13 protein-coding genes, 1 pseudogene and 1 CRISPR repeat array are annotated in these 15,324 nt (G+C 38.0%); of the genes and pseudogenes, 9 read left to right on the top strand and 5 right to left on the bottom strand.

Going from position 1 to position 15,324, the window contains the following annotated elements; translation table 11 throughout:
• Positions 1 to 51: 51 nt before the first annotated feature.
• Genes rlmF through AAHI02_RS20870 form a run of 3 tightly spaced genes read right to left on the bottom strand, consistent with a single transcriptional unit; the run spans position 52 to position 1,578 of the window.
• On the bottom strand, positions 52 to 978 hold the full coding sequence (gene rlmF / locus AAHI02_RS20880) for a 23S rRNA (adenine(1618)-N(6))-methyltransferase RlmF (RefSeq protein ID WP_346984810.1): 927 nt from the start codon (positions 976 to 978) through the stop codon (positions 52 to 54).
• A 1-nt stretch (position 979) separates the two neighbouring features.
• Positions 980 to 1,354, bottom strand: coding sequence for a c-type cytochrome (locus AAHI02_RS20875; RefSeq protein ID WP_346984809.1), 375 nt, complete (start codon positions 1,352 to 1,354; stop codon positions 980 to 982).
• On the bottom strand, positions 1,354 to 1,578 hold the full coding sequence (locus AAHI02_RS20870; RefSeq protein WP_346984808.1) for a hypothetical protein: 225 nt from the start codon (positions 1,576 to 1,578) through the stop codon (positions 1,354 to 1,356). Before AAHI02_RS20870 ends, AAHI02_RS20875 begins: the two co-directional genes overlap by 1 nt.
• A 339-nt stretch (positions 1,579 to 1,917) precedes the next feature.
• Here AAHI02_RS20870 and AAHI02_RS20865 point away from each other — a divergent pair.
• From AAHI02_RS20865 to lipB, 9 genes and pseudogenes are all read left to right on the top strand, one after another.
• Positions 1,918 to 3,346: pseudogene (locus AAHI02_RS20865) on the top strand (anthranilate synthase component I family protein).
• A gap of 16 nt (positions 3,347 to 3,362) precedes the next feature.
• Positions 3,363 to 3,992: an aminodeoxychorismate/anthranilate synthase component II gene (locus AAHI02_RS20860; protein WP_346984807.1), complete on the top strand. Its 630-nt coding sequence runs from the start codon at positions 3,363 to 3,365 to the stop codon at positions 3,990 to 3,992.
• Between the two features lie 39 nt (positions 3,993 to 4,031).
• On the top strand, positions 4,032 to 5,048 hold the full coding sequence (gene trpD, locus AAHI02_RS20855; RefSeq protein ID WP_346984806.1) for an anthranilate phosphoribosyltransferase: 1,017 nt from the start codon (positions 4,032 to 4,034) through the stop codon (positions 5,046 to 5,048).
• On the top strand, positions 5,032 to 5,811 hold the full coding sequence (trpC, locus tag AAHI02_RS20850) for an indole-3-glycerol phosphate synthase TrpC (protein ID WP_346984805.1): 780 nt from the start codon (positions 5,032 to 5,034) through the stop codon (positions 5,809 to 5,811). Before trpD ends, trpC begins: the two co-directional genes overlap by 17 nt.
• 18 nt (positions 5,812 to 5,829) lie before the next feature.
• Positions 5,830 to 6,501 (top strand): phosphoribosylanthranilate isomerase, encoded by a 672-nt coding sequence (locus AAHI02_RS20845; RefSeq protein WP_346984804.1) that lies wholly within the window; start codon positions 5,830 to 5,832, stop codon positions 6,499 to 6,501.
• Positions 6,502 to 6,581: 80 nt separating this feature from the next.
• The gene (tnpA, locus tag AAHI02_RS20840) at positions 6,582 to 7,034 is read left to right on the top strand and encodes an IS200/IS605 family transposase (RefSeq protein WP_346984803.1); all 453 of its coding nucleotides are present in this window, start codon (positions 6,582 to 6,584) and stop codon (positions 7,032 to 7,034) included.
• A gap of 97 nt (positions 7,035 to 7,131) precedes the next feature.
• Positions 7,132 to 8,310: a tryptophan synthase subunit beta gene (gene trpB / locus AAHI02_RS20835; RefSeq protein WP_346984802.1), complete on the top strand. Its 1,179-nt coding sequence runs from the start codon at positions 7,132 to 7,134 to the stop codon at positions 8,308 to 8,310.
• 58 nt (positions 8,311 to 8,368) lie between these two features.
• On the top strand, positions 8,369 to 9,145 hold the full coding sequence (trpA, locus tag AAHI02_RS20830) for a tryptophan synthase subunit alpha (RefSeq protein WP_346984801.1): 777 nt from the start codon (positions 8,369 to 8,371) through the stop codon (positions 9,143 to 9,145).
• 32 nt (positions 9,146 to 9,177) lie between these two features.
• Positions 9,178 to 9,906, top strand: coding sequence for a lipoyl(octanoyl) transferase LipB (lipB, locus tag AAHI02_RS20825; RefSeq protein ID WP_346984800.1), 729 nt, complete (start codon positions 9,178 to 9,180; stop codon positions 9,904 to 9,906).
• A 153-nt stretch (positions 9,907 to 10,059) separates the two neighbouring features.
• A CRISPR array of direct repeats spans positions 10,060 to 13,802; the repeat unit is 47 nt; unit sequence GTTGTGAATTGCTTTCATTTGTCCGTATCTTTGGGATACACAACAAC.
• A gap of 290 nt (positions 13,803 to 14,092) precedes the next feature.
• On the opposite strand, the gene cas2 is transcribed toward lipB, so the two are convergent.
• Together cas2 and cas1 are read right to left on the bottom strand one after the other, a co-directional pair.
• Positions 14,093 to 14,431 carry a CRISPR-associated endonuclease Cas2 gene (cas2, locus tag AAHI02_RS20820; RefSeq protein WP_042721221.1) on the bottom strand — a complete coding sequence of 113 codons (339 nt, stop codon included), beginning with the start codon at positions 14,429 to 14,431 and terminating at the stop codon, positions 14,093 to 14,095.
• Entirely contained in the window at positions 14,428 to 15,321 is an 894-nt protein-coding gene (cas1, locus tag AAHI02_RS20815) for a type II CRISPR-associated endonuclease Cas1 (protein ID WP_346984799.1), read from the bottom strand. The genes cas2 and cas1 overlap by 4 nt, the downstream gene beginning before the upstream one ends.
• Between the last annotated feature and the right edge of the window lie 3 nt (positions 15,322 to 15,324).

The following is a 15,324-nucleotide window of genomic DNA, read 5'->3' as shown; positions in this document are numbered from 1 at the left end:
ATTTATTTCCGTTAAAATTAATTCAGCTTAAAAATTTTAATCTAAATTTTATCAGAACCAATCAGTGCGATTTTGTTGAGGAATGAACGTCCAGGCTAACATTCTGCTTACTTTCTGTCCCTGAGCCATATCAATTGTTTTGAATTCTATTGCCTTCACTTTTTTCAGAAGTGTCGTTAACTTATACAGGTTCTCCTTTTTTGAAACTAAGCATGTAAACCAAAGAACCTGAGACTTATACAAACAGCTTTCATGAATCATTTTTGTGATAAAAGCCAATTCGCCGCCCTCAAACCAAAGTTCAGATTGCTGTCCGCTAAAATTAAGTAAAGGTTTGCTGATTTTTGATTTGTTGAGATTTCTTGTTTTTCTGAGATTTCCTTTTATGGCAGACTCTTCAGAATCATGAAAAGGCGGATTACACATCGAGAATGTAAAACGATCTTCAGGTTGAATAATATTTTTAAATATACATTCAGGGTGAGACTGCTGCTTTAAATGAATTCCAGATAACAACTCCGGATTATGCTCTAAAATCTGTTGGGCATTCTTTAAAGAATCTTCATTAATATCCGTTCCCAACATCTCCCAACCGTAAGATTGATGCGCTATTAAAGGATACACAAGATTTGCGCCGACACCAATATCCAACCCCTTGATTTTTACGCCTGTCGGAATTTCTCCCTGCCGTTCAGCCAATACATCAGCAATGTAATGAACATAATCTGCCCTGCCGGGAATTGGAGGACAAAGATTATTCTCAGGAATATCCCAGTTTTTAACGTTATAAAAACTTTCTAATAAAGCCTTGTTAAGCAGTTTTACAGCTTTGGGAATACTGAAGTTTATGGTTACCGTTTGATAAGAATTGGTAAACACATATTGTTTCAGTTCTGGTACACAAGAAACAAGCCGATCAAAATCATAAGGATCACGATGCAGATTTCTTGTATGCAGACTGGATTTTTCGGCAGACATTTTATTTTTTCTGTCTTAGAATATATTCTACCATTTTTTTAGCTTCATCTTTCGACACCTGTGTATGAGGAGTCATCGGAACATTTCCCCAGACACCGCTTCCACCTTCTATAATTTTTGAAGCCAAGAGTTCAATATCTTTATCAGAATATTTACCTGCAATTTCCTGGTAAGAGGGTCCTATCATTTTTTCGCTTACCGAATGGCAACCGGAGCAATCCAGTCTTTCGATCAGCTGTTCCCCTGAAAGATTGGTCTTAGCAGATTCTTCGGCAGTTATTTTTTCAGAAGATGCCGTATCGACCGTTGTCCCTTCTTTTTTAGAACAGGAAAATATCAGCAGGCTAAAAATTCCTGTCAAAAATAATTTCTTCATTATTTGGTAAGCGTATCTGCTTTTGCATCTTTTGCAGGAACCGATACGGCAGCATTCACATCAGCTTCCGGCGTATCTCTTGTTGTTGCGCTTGAATCTACTACAGTTGGTGCATCCGGCTCGGGTAACATCGTGTTGCTGTCTTGTAAGTCATGATCCGGCTTTTTTGAACAGTTAGCCACTAATAAACCTCCGATAAATGCGATTGCTAATACTTTTTTCATTTTTCTCTATAAAATTATTAAGCAAAAATATAAAAAATAAAGTTTTAAAATCATGATAAATATTCATTTTAAAGATATTTTCTGATTGTCAGGTCAATTAAAATAGAATTAAATTTTTCGTTTTCATTTTTTGTATTGAAAAAAATATATACATTTGTGGCATGTTTAATATCAGCAACAATAATTGGTGGTGGCTTTCAAGCTCTTCGTCGGGTCTGAAGTTATTGTCGTGTTGTTGATTATGATACAGCGATTTTAATTTAAAATTATATAATATAAAGACTTTGACGTATGCCGTTGAAGTCTTTTTTTTGTTTAAATCATTAAAAACAAACTGTAATGTTCAGTAAAAAAATAAAAATAAAAACCGTTTCTGAAAAAACACTGGGAGATCTCCGGACTCCGATGAATATTTATCTTCAGGTACGCGACAGGTTCAGGGACACCATTCTACTGGAAAGCTCTGATTCTAAGAATATTGACAATAATTTTTCATTCATTGCCATTAATGCAGTCGCCGGAATTGAGATTAAAAACCTTCATGAATTTGAAATCAAACTTCCCGGACAGGAACCTGTAAAACAATTGATTACAGAGAAAAAAATCACAGATATTTTAGAAAGCTTTTCTCATGTTTTCGAATGCGAAAAGACCGATGATCCGATTGAAAAAACAGCGCAAAGCCTTTTCGGATATACAAGTTTTGAAGCGGTTCAGTTTTTTGAGAACTTAAGTTTTAAAGCGCAGAGTCCTGAAGTTGAGATTCCAATCCTTCGTTACCGTTTGTATCAGTATGTCATCGCCATAAACCACTACAATGATGAAATGCACATTATTGAAAATCAGATCGAAGGCGTAAAATCTGAACTCTATTTTTTGGAAAGTTTAATCAGAAACCATAATTCCGTTATTTATCCTTTCGAAAAAAATGGTGAGGAGACTTCAAATATTACCGATGAAGAATATATCGAACTGGTAAAAACAGCACAGAAACACTGCATGAGAGGCGACGTATTTCAGTTGGTTTTAAGCAGAAGATTCGAGCAGAAATTCAAAGGTGATGAGTTTAATGTTTATAGAGCATTAAGGAATATCAATCCTTCACCTTACCTGTTTTTCTTTGATTACGGAAATTACAAATTATTCGGATCAAGTCCTGAAAGTCAATTAATTATTAAAGAAAACAAAGCCATCATTCATCCGATTGCCGGAACTTTTAAAAGAACGGGACATCTTGAAACCGACCTGCAGTCTATTGAAGCCTTAAAAAATGACGAAAAAGAAAATGCAGAACACACAATGCTCGTCGATCTGGCGAGAAATGACTTAAGTAAGCTCGGAAAAAATGTGACGGTCACAAAATTGAAAGAAATTCAGCTTTTTTCCCACGTCATTCACATGGTAAGTGAAGTCACCGCAGATTTACAGGAACACACAAATCCTTTTGAAATGGTCGCCACCACTTTCCCTCAGGGCACTTTAAGCGGAGCGCCAAAGCATAAAGCATTACAATTAATCGATACCTATGAAAAAGATTCCCGCGGTTATTACGGTGGCTGTATCGGAATGATCGGTTTAAACGGAGATTGTAATCAAGCCATCATGATCCGGACTTTTTTTGAGCAAAAACAATACTTTATACTATCAGGCCGGCGCAGGATTGGTTGCAAAATCAAACCCGGAAAGTGAACTTCAGGAAGTAAACAACAAGCTGAATGCATTGAAAAAAGCAGTGGAGAAAGCAGAGAAGCTGGTGGAGAATTATTAACAAAATGAAAAAATAAATGAAACATACCATACCAACAACCAACCAACAACAATCAACTAATAACCAGCAACTATCATCCAAAGTCCTGGTATTCGACAATTACGATAGTTTCACCTACAATCTGGTTCAGATTATCGAAAGAATTCTGGGTAATAAAGTAGATGTGGTAAAAAACGACCAGATCACGTTAAAAGAAATAGATCAATATGATAAAATTGTTCTTTCTCCAGGACCGGGAATTCCCGAAGAAGCAGGAATTTTACTGGATTTAATTAAAGAATATGCACCTAAGAAAAGCATTCTGGGCGTTTGCCTCGGTCAGCAGGCGATTGCAGAGGCTTTTGGAGGAAGCTTAATTAACCTTTCAGAGATTTTTCACGGGGTTGCCACTCCTGCGGATATAGTGAGAAATAACACCAAAATTTTTAAAGATCTTTCAAGCGGGCTGGAAGTCGGAAGATACCACAGCTGGGTCGTGAGTCGTGAAAACTTTCCTGAAGAACTGGAAATCACGGCAGTAGATAAAGACGGAATGATCATGGCATTACAACATAAAACGTATGATGTACATGGGGTACAGTTTCACCCGGAAAGTATTCTGACGCCGCAGGGAGAAATTATTATTAAAAATTTTCTATTGCATTAAGAACAATACCAATTTCCATTCATCATAAAACCTCATTCAATGAAAGAAATCCTTGAATATCTTTTCAACCATTATACTTTGTCAAAATCTGAGGCAAAAGCGATCATGATTGAAATTGCTCAGAATAAATTTAATGCTACAGAAGTAACAGCTTTCATAAGTGTTTTCCTGATGCGGAATATTACCCTGAAAGAACTGGAAGGCTTCCGCGAAGCACTTCTGGACATGACAGTTCCCGTAAATATTGACTCAAAGGATGCGATTGATATTGTAGGAACCGGCGGCGACGGAAAAAATACGATCAATATTTCAACACTGGCGAGTTTTGTAGTGGCAGGAACCGGGCAAAAAGTTACCAAACACGGAAATTACGGAGCTTCAACGATTACCGGCTCATCCAATGTGCTGGAAGAAGTGGGCTATGAATTTAAAAACAATTCTGAAAGGCTGCAGGAAGATCTTGAAAAAGCCAATATCTGCTTTTTACATGCTCCTTATTTCCATCCCGCACTTCAGTCTGTCGGAGCATTGCGGAAATCTTTGGGTCTAAGGACTTTTTTCAATCTGCTCGGTCCTCTGGTAAATCCCGCAAAACCACAGTTTTCGATGATCGGCGTGTACAATCTGGAGATTGCCAGGATTTATCAGTATCTGCTCCAGAAAGATGACCGTCACTTTACTTTAGTTCACGGAATGGACGGATATGACGAGATCAGCCTGACACACGACAGCAAAATTATGACTAAAAAAGGAGAGGAAGTGTATTCACCGGAAGATTTAGGCTTCAATTCTGTAACAAATGAAAGTATAAAAGCTGCTGATACACCGCTAGAAACGGCAAAAATATTCAGGAATATTCTTCACGGAAAAGGGACGGAACAACAAAATTCTGTCGTTCTCGCCAATGCAGCAGTTGCCTTGTATCATACCGATAAATTCGGCAGCTATGATGATTGTCTCTTAATGGCCAAAGAAAGCCTGTTTGCCGGAAAAGCATTAAAAAAGCCTGGAATTATTGTTGAATTAAAGATAAAAGATCATGAATATTTTAGATAAAATCATTCAGAGAAAAAAAGAAGAGATTATTCTTTCAAAATCGAAGATCTCTGTACAGCAGCTGAAAGATTCCGAATTTTTTGGGAGAAAAAGTTTTTCTTTAAAACAAACTTTAAAAGGCAAAAGCGGAATTATTGCAGAATTTAAAAGAAAATCACCTTCAAAAGGCATCATCAATGATAAAGTTTCGCCTGTGGAAGTCGTTTCTGCCTATGAAAATTTCGGAGCAAGCGGTATTTCTGTTTTGACGGACCGGGATTTTTTCGGCGGAAGTTTTGAAGATATTCTGAATGTAAGAAATCATATCAATATCCCGATCCTGAGAAAGGATTTTATGATCGATAAATATCAGTTTTACGAAGCAAAAGCCATCGGAGCCGATGTGATATTGCTAATTGCAGCCTGCCTTTCTCCTCAGCAGGTTCAGGAATTTACGGAACTTTCGCATGAACTTGGATTGGAGGTTCTGCTGGAAATTCATTCCGAAGAAGAATTAAAACACATTAATAAGCACATTGATTTTGTAGGAATAAACAACAGGAATCTCAAAGACTTCAAGGTTGATTTACAACATTCCATTGATTTGAAAAACCAGCTTCCATCAGATATTTTTTCCGTTGCAGAAAGTGGAATTTATAATGAGGAAGATTTCAGGTTTCTGAAAGAAAAAGGTTTTGACGGATTTTTAATGGGTGAATATTTTATGAAAAATGAAGATCCCGGAGATAAATTCAGAAAATTCATTTCAAATGTAGCCGGGTAACAGTTTATTACGATAACAATGACAGATCACAAGAAACATTCAATAAACAGCCATAAGCTAAAACTCAAGGTTTGCGGGCTGACACAATTACAGCAAATTCAGGAATTAATTCCTATGAAAATTGATTTTTATGGCTTTATTTTCTATGAAAAATCACCGAGATATGTGCTCAATCATTTAAGTTTGGAACAAATTTCAACGATAAACCATAATGGCAAAACCGGAGTTTTTGTGAATGAAAATATTGAGAAAATTACTGAAACAGCAGAAACGGCAAAGCTGAATTTTATACAGCTTCATGGTGACGAAAATGAAAACTTCATTGTTGCATTAAGAGAACAATTAAATCCCGAAGTCAGAATTATTAAAGTCATAAGAATCGGAAATCAGAATCCGGATGAATTACAAAAAACCATCAACGATCAGCCATCTGCAGTTAATCATTTACTTTTTGATACCGACTCAAAGGCCTTTGGGGGAACAGGAAAAACTTTTAACTGGAATCTATTGAATGAAATTGAAATCCCCCTTCCCTATTTTCTGAGCGGCGGAATTTCAGAGGAAAATATTCAAAATATAAGTTTGCTGCATCAAAAGCCATTCGCATTGGATATCAATTCAAAATTTGAAACCGAACCGGGAATCAAAGATGTAAAAAGGATAAAAATGTTTAAAAAAACTATTGAATGAGCTAGAGTCCCGAAGGGACGATTTATAATAGAATCGGATGTCAATCCGATTTATATCAACAATTAATAAAAACACAAAAGATGTCACAATCATTGGTAAAAAATTATGTTCACATTGTTTTCAGCACAAAGCACAGAGAAGATTTCATAGACGAAAAAATAGAAAATGAACTCTTTTCCTACATTACAGCCTTATGTAAAAATTTGGAAAGCAATGTTTTACAAATCGGAGGAACAGATAATCATATTCATATTCTTTGTTCGCTTTCGAAGAAAATTGCATTAATGAAATTAGTTCAGGAAATTAAAGCATATTCATCAAAATGGATGAAAACAAAAGGTAAAGCATATGAGAATTTCTTCTGGCAGGATGGCTACGGAGCGTTTTCAGTAACTGAAGAAAATGTATTTTCAATCAAAAACTATATTCAAAACCAAAGACAACATCATCAACAGATTCATTATAAAGATGAACTGATTGGGATTCTAAAAAAACATAAAATGAAATATGATGAAAAATACTTGTGGGATTAACAGGTGATTGGATTGTATCCAATCCTGATATAAAACGTCCCTTCGGGACTTAATCCATGAAGATTATTTAAAAATTTTAATAGATAAAAAACAAAATATGAATTATAGAAATCCAGATGAATTCGGATATTACGGAGAATTCGGAGGTGCTTTTATCCCCGAAATGCTTTATCCGAATGTGGAAGAACTCCAGAAAAACTATCTTGAAATCATTGAATCTGAAGACTTTCAGCGAGAATATCAGGATTTGTTAAAAAATTATGTTGGACGTGCAACCCCGCTTTATTTTGCAAAAAATATAAGTGAAAAATATAAAACAAAAATATACCTCAAAAGAGAAGACCTCAACCATACCGGAGCGCATAAAATCAATAATGCTCTGGGACAGGTTTTATTGGCAAAACGACTTGGAAAGACCAGAATTATAGCAGAAACCGGTGCGGGACAGCACGGCGTTGCAACGGCTACAGCATGTGCTTTACTTGGTCTGGAATGCATCGTGTATATGGGAGAAATCGACATTCAGCGGCAGGCTCCTAATGTGGCAAGAATGAAAATGCTTGGCGCCAGGGTAATTCCGGCGACTTCAGGTTCAAAAACCTTAAAAGATGCTGTAAATGAAGCCTTAAGAGACTGGATCAACAATCCTGTAACGACACATTATGTGATCGGAAGTGTTGTCGGACCTCACCCATTTCCCGATCTGGTGGCGAGATTTCAGAGTGTGATTTCAAGAGAAATTAAAGAGCAGCTTTTGACACAGACCGGCAATGAAAATCCGGATTATATTATTGCATGCGTTGGCGGTGGAAGTAATGCTGCAGGGGCTTTTTATCATTTTGTCAACGAAAAGGAAGTTAAAATCATCGCGGCCGAAGCCGGAGGTTTTGGCGTTACATCCGGAAAGTCCGCGGCCACTACATTCCTCGGAACCTTAGGCGTTCTGCATGGAAGCAAAAGCCTGGTCATGCAGACGGAGGACGGACAGGTCATTGAGCCGCATTCGATTTCCGCAGGACTTGATTATCCGGGAATAGGACCTTTTCACGCCCATCTTTTTAAGGAAAAAAGAGCCGAATTCTTCAGTATTAATGATGAGGAAGCCTTACAATCAGCATTTGAGCTGACAAAACTTGAAGGCATTATTCCCGCTTTGGAAAGTGCGCACGCTTTGGCTGTTTTAGATAAAAAAGAATTTAATGAAAACGACATCGTTGTCATCTGCCTGAGCGGCCGTGGTGATAAGGATATGGAAACTTATTTGAAACATTTATAAATCATTCCCTACAAAGACGAAAATCTCATCCAGAAAGATAAATTGTTAAATCAAATTTATGAATAATAACATCCCATCTCAAACTTCAGGCATTCAGCCTCAAAAAAAACTAAATATATACTTCACTGCTGGAATACCACAATTGGAAGATACCACCGAGATCATCAAATTAATACAAAGTTCCGGAGCAGAAATGATGGAGATCGGAATGCCCTATTCAGATCCTGTTGCTGATGGTCCTGTCATTCAGGAGGCGCACGAGCTGGCACTCAAAAACGGAATGACGATTGAAAAACTTTTCTCTCAGTTAAAATCCATTAAAAATGAAATAAAAATTCCGGTGATTTTGATGGGTTATATCAATCCTGTTTTACGTTTTGGATTTGAAAACTTCTGCAGAGAATGTTCGGAGAGTGGTGTTTCGGGATTAATTATTCCTGATTTGCCACCAGTTGAATTCGAAAAAAACTACCGTGAAATTTTAAAACTATATAATTTACATTTCACCTTTCTGGTAACTCCTGAAACTTCGGATGAAAGAATTTTATACCTGGATTCTTTAAGTTCGGGATTTCTATATGCCGTAAGTTCGTCTTCCACTACAGGAAATGATAATGCTGTTTTAAAAAATGAAGAGTATCTTTCAAGATTAGCCTCTCTCCCACTGAAAAATCCTGTGATGATCGGTTTCGGAATCAAATCTAAAGAAGATTTCAACAATGTTACCGAAAAAGCTGACGGCGGAATCATCGGAACGGCATTTGTCAATATCCTTCTGCATCATAGAGATTGGAAGAAGAAGGCTATAGATTTCATCCATTCCATTAAAGCTTAAAAATCACTAAATTTGAGGAGTCAAAAAATGATATGAATACAATTCAGAATAAAGTCGTAGAATTTGAAGATTTAGGAACCCGGGAATATCAATCGGCCTGGGATTATCAGGAGTCTCTGATGAAAAACATCATTGACCTCAAAATCAAAAACCGCGATCTTCCTGCCGAACAGCACATTATAACTCCCAACCATTTTTTACTGGTAGAGCATCCTCATGTTTACACCCTCGGAAAAAGCGGTCATGAAGAGAATATGCTTGCCGGAATTGATAAATTAAAAGAAATAGACGCCACTTTTGTAAAGGTAAACCGTGGCGGAGACATCACCTATCACGGCTACGGACAAATTGTCGGTTATCCCGTTCTGGATCTTGAGAATTTCTTCACAGACATTCATAAATACATGAGAAACCTGGAGGAAGTCATCATCAGAACCATCGCCGAATATGGTCTAAAAGGAGAACGTTCTCCCGGTGAAACCGGAGTATGGCTGGATGTAGGGAAACCGTATGCGAGAAAAATCTGCGCAATGGGCGTAAAAGCTTCCCGTTGGGTAACGCTGCATGGCTTTGCTTTGAATGTAAATACCGATATGCGGTATTTCGAATACATCATTCCCTGCGGCATCAAAGACAAACAGGTAACTTCTCTGAAAAGAGAACTGGAAAGGGAACTGACTCCCGAAGAAATGGAAGATATCAAAACGAAGATCAGAAAACATTTTGAAGACGTTTTTGAAGCGGAAATTAAATTCAGTTAAGCCCTAAACTTTTCACAAGCATATTGGCATTTTGCTATAAGAATTAAAAATCCAACCGTAAAGTTCAATCTACGGTTGGATTTTTATTATTATCATTTCCGTATCTTTGGGACACACAACAACATCTAATTTGCATATCACCCTAAGCAACGGGTTGTGAATTGCTTTCATTTATCCGTATCTTTGGGATACACAACAACCCCGGAAAAAGCGGTTCGGGCTGTAAACTAGTTGTGAATTGCTTTCATTTATCCGTATCTTTGGGATACACAACAACCTCTAAGTTTTGATCTCTATAGAACTCATTGTTGTGAATTGCTTTCATTTGTCCGTATCTTTGGGATACACAACAACATGTATGAACACCTAAAAAGCCTGTCTGATGTTGTGAATTGCTTTCATTTGTCCGTATCTTTGGGATACACAACAACTCCCAGGTAAATATATGGCTGTAGCCTTTCGTTGTGAATTGCTTTCATTTGTCCGTATCTTTGGGATACACAACAACGAATAGTTAATATTGTCTTTTTGTATTTCAGTTGTGAATTGCTTTCATTTGTCCGTATCTTTGGGATACACAACAACGGCAGGCCGTATATGCTTATTTTTATCGCTGTTGTGAATTGCTTTCATTTGTCCGTATCTTTGGGATACACAACAACCGTTTGGCGCTACGCTAACGACCCTTCGTTGTTGTGAATTGCTTTCATTTGTCCGTATCTTTGGGATACACAACAACGAAAGCTTTTGAATTGGCAAAAGCATTAGGGTTGTGAATTGCTTTCATTTGTCCGTATCTTTGGGATACACAACAACGAAAATTATGATAGGTTGGTGTATCTTGCAGTTGTGAATTGCTTTCATTTGTCCGTATCTTTGGGATACACAACAACTCCTTTTTGCAAAGGATGTCTATCTGCATCGTTGTGAATTGCTTTCATTTGTCCGTATCTTTGGGATACACAACAACCCGGTGGTTTAGATCCGCATGATTATAGCCGTTGTGAATTGCTTTCATTTGTCCGTATCTTTGGGATACACAACAACGGCGTCAAACTTCACAACAAAAACCGCGAAGTTGTGAATTGCTTTCATTTGTCCGTATCTTTGGGATACACAACAACTTGTCGTTTTGTGATGAACTTCCGATCGCGGTTGTGAATTGCTTTCATTTGTCCGTATCTTTGGGATACACAACAACTTGTTCTTCTTACTTGTATAACTCCTTCTTGTTGTGAATTGCTTTCATTTGTCCGTATCTTTGGGATACACAACAACTTCACCCATAACAACTTATTACAGCGGCTCGTTGTGAATTGCTTTCATTTGTCCGTATCTTTGGGATACACAACAACAATTGAGAATATTAATCATTGCCCAAATGAGTTGTGAATTGCTTTCATTTGTCCGTATCTTTGGGATACACAACAACTTGTCGTTTTGTGATGAACTTCCGATCGCGGTTGTGAATTGCTTTCATTTGTCCGTATCTTTGGGATACACAACAACTTGTTCTTCTTACTTGTATAACTCCTTCTTGTTGTGAATTGCTTTCATTTGTCCGTATCTTTGGGATACACAACAACTTCACCCATAACAACTTATTACAGCGGCTCGTTGTGAATTGCTTTCATTTGTCCGTATCTTTGGGATACACAACAACAATTGAGAATATTAATCATTGCCCAAATGAGTTGTGAATTGCTTTCATTTGTCCGTATCTTTGGGATACACAACAACTTCCGGGAGGAAATGTTTTATTCCGCCATAGTTGTGAATTGCTTTCATTTGTCCGTATCTTTGGGATACACAACAACAATTTTTGATGGCACTATCTGGAGTCAAGCGTTGTGAATTGCTTTCATTTGTCCGTATCTTTGGGATACACAACAACTAAGTGGGATATATGGTATCCATGGTTTGAGTTGTGAATTGCTTTCATTTGTCCGTATCTTTGGGATACACAACAACGTGCGGACCGCAGCCCCTGAACGTGTTTTCGTTGTGAATTGCTTTCATTTGTCCGTATCTTTGGGATACACAACAACAAAGTTTATCACTCTTACGCTTCCGTCTGAGTTGTGAATTGCTTTCATTTGTCCGTATCTTTGGGATACACAACAACAAAGAAAGAAAATAATATAAGTATATAATGGTTGTGAATTGCTTTCATTTGTCCGTATCTTTGGGATACACAACAACCATCAATTGTTGCGTGGTTTGATGATTGTAGTTGTGAATTGCTTTCATTTGTCCGTATCTTTGGGATACACAACAACGGACGAAAAAATTTAAGATTGGTGCTCCGGGTTGTGAATTGCTTTCATTTGTCCGTATCTTTGGGATACACAACAACCCGAGATGCAGGCTACTGATGATGAGAACGGTTGTGAATTGCTTTCATTTGTCCGTATCTTTGGGATACACAACAACATCATCCCGCTATTTTATTTGTAACAGACCGTTGTGAATTGCTTTCATTTGTCCGTATCTTTGGGATACACAACAACGAAGAGGGCTCATATCCGGGAGGTATTGTAGTTGTGAATTGCTTTCATTTGTCCGTATCTTTGGGATACACAACAACACCAAGTTTTGCGGAACTTTGCAAGGCTTAGTTGTGAATTGCTTTCATTTGTCCGTATCTTTGGGATACACAACAACCCGCCTAAAAGTTTACAGGAGATCAATATTGTTGTGAATTGCTTTCATTTGTCCGTATCTTTGGGATACACAACAACTTTATTCGCTTTTTGTTGCCCATGTCTTTGGTTGTGAATTGCTTTCATTTGTCCGTATCTTTGGGATACACAACAACTTACCTCTAGTAGATGATCTAGCAGCAGCAGTTGTGAATTGCTTTCATTTGTCCGTATCTTTGGGATACACAACAACTTAAAGTCAGGTTTAAATAGTACGGGTTGTGTTGTGAATTGCTTTCATTTGTCCGTATCTTTGGGATACACAACAACATGAAGTAGTAGGGCAGCTATGGGCAGAGGGTTGTGAATTGCTTTCATTTGTCCGTATCTTTGGGATACACAACAACTAGAAGGCGTGTTAGCGTACGCCGCAAAAAGTTGTGAATTGCTTTCATTTGTCCGTATCTTTGGGATACACAACAACAGCTACGGAGTACGAGGGCCACCACTTTATGTTGTGAATTGCTTTCATTTGTCCGTATCTTTGGGATACACAACAACATGTTTGAACATTTCCACACGCGTAACCTAGTTGTGAATTGCTTTCATTTGTCCGTATCTTTGGGATACACAACAACACTGTCGAAGCTTGGGCGCGTCACCATGTTGTTGTGAATTGCTTTCATTTGTCCGTATCTTTGGGATACACAACAACGGATCAGGGGCAACCCCTTATACAGCCTCTGTTGTGAATTGCTTTCATTTGTCCGTATCTTTGGGATACACAACAACCCTTTTTACTTTTGAAAGGCGCGCCAGATAGTTGTGAATTGCTTTCATTTGTCCGTATCTTTGGGATACACAACAACAAAAGAAATAGAAATAATTATTGAACAAGAGTTGTGAATTGCTTTCATTTGTCCGTATCTTTGGGATACACAACAACGTTTGTATCTTTACAACATCAAACAACAATGTTGTGAATTGCTTTCATTTGTCCGTATCTTTGGGATACACAACAACGTCGACACGTCCTTCACGCTTGTTTTGCTCGTTGTGAATTGCTTTCATTTGTCCGTATCTTTGGGATACACAACAACACTGCGTTTAATAACTGCGTCATAACATCGGTTGTGAATTGCTTTCATTTGTCCGTATCTTTGGGATACACAACAACTCATTACGACGATACCAACGAAGAAAGGCGGTTGTGAATTGCTTTCATTTGTCCGTATCTTTGGGATACACAACAACAGGATTTGAGGGCGACGATTCATTCGACTAGTTGTGAATTGCTTTCATTTGTCCGTATCTTTGGGATACACAACAACCGGATTTTGCCACAAGAAGCGACGCTTTTTTGTTGTGAATTGCTTTCATTTGTCCGTATCTTTGGGATACACAACAACAACAAAGGAGCGAAAGCCAGTGAAGATTTTGTTGTGAATTGCTTTCATTTGTCCGTATCTTTGGGATACACAACAACCTCAAAATTTAACCCACTGAAATACAGTGGGTTTATTTATTATTTAGAATTTAAAAAATCAGAATAATTCGAGCTGCTGGAAGGTCGGTGGCGGCTCTTCTTTATTCCTGGCAAAAAAGATTTCAATGTCGCCAAACTGTTTATCCGTAATGCACATGATGGCTACTTTACCTGCCTTAGGAAGCATAAACTTTACTCTTTTAATATGTACTTCCGCATTTTCACGGCTCGGGCAATGACGAACATACATTGAGAACTGAAATAAAGTAAAACCATCATCTATAAGAGCTTTCCGAAAGCGGTTGGCATCTCTCATATTAGCTTTAGTCTCGGTTGGGAGATCATATAATACTAAAACCCACATAATTCGGTATGCATTAAACCTTTCGGCATTCATATCAGCTCAGGATAAGAGATCAGCCGCTTTTCTCCTGTATAACACTTATAAAGCGAAGATGCGGTAGTTTTCACAGCAACTAACAAGGGCCTGGTTTTATCATCAATACGCACGTCCTTTGTTGCAATCTGCAGAATATGAGCCTTAAACTCTTTTGTAAGCTCTTCAGTTTGAGGATTTAGCTTCAGCCACTGCATGACCAGTACATCTACAAACGGACGGTAAGGTTCCATAAGATCGTCCGCCAGACAGTATGGATTGTACTTATTCTTATGAAAAATCCCCATAACAGGAAGCAGTCCTGTCTCAACAATAGCCCTTGCGACAATGCTCCTCAGAACCGCATATCCGAAATTGAAAAACTGGTTGGGTGAATCCCCAAAACGCTGTCTCAAAAAATCCAGACTGATCAGATATTTCCAGTAGTGCTGCGCAGCGATGCCTTCCATATTGGTGATATCACCTGATTTTACATTTCTTTGATACTCCAGCATCGGTTCATAATAATTTCCCAACTTGATCAGAACGTTTTTCTGGTTTTCGATTTTACATTCCACCGTCTGTTTCCATAATTGTTTCTTTAACGGTTCACTGGCTTCCAGCTGGTCTTTTACCCGATCCGAATGTTCGCTATGTCCGTACAATGGCAGCATGATTCCGTGAGGTAAATGATGGGAATCACAACTTATTACCACCACATTATTTCCCATCATTTTCTGAATGAGATGGTGTGAAATGGTAATCTGATAATGATCCAACATCAGCAAACCCAGATCTTCTACCGGAACACTCCCCTTTTCCGTTTTGGTTTCCGGACAGAGGATTTTCAACTGTTCGTCTTTGAGCTTAAGATAAGCGGGGTTGCCGATGTAGATGGAGCGGGTGATCATAAA

It is taken from the genome of Chryseobacterium sp. POE27 (assembly GCF_039727685.1).
In the GTDB taxonomy this organism is placed as follows: Bacteria; Bacteroidota; Bacteroidia; order Flavobacteriales; family Weeksellaceae; genus Chryseobacterium.
This window is presented reverse-complemented; position numbering and strand designations above follow the sequence as displayed.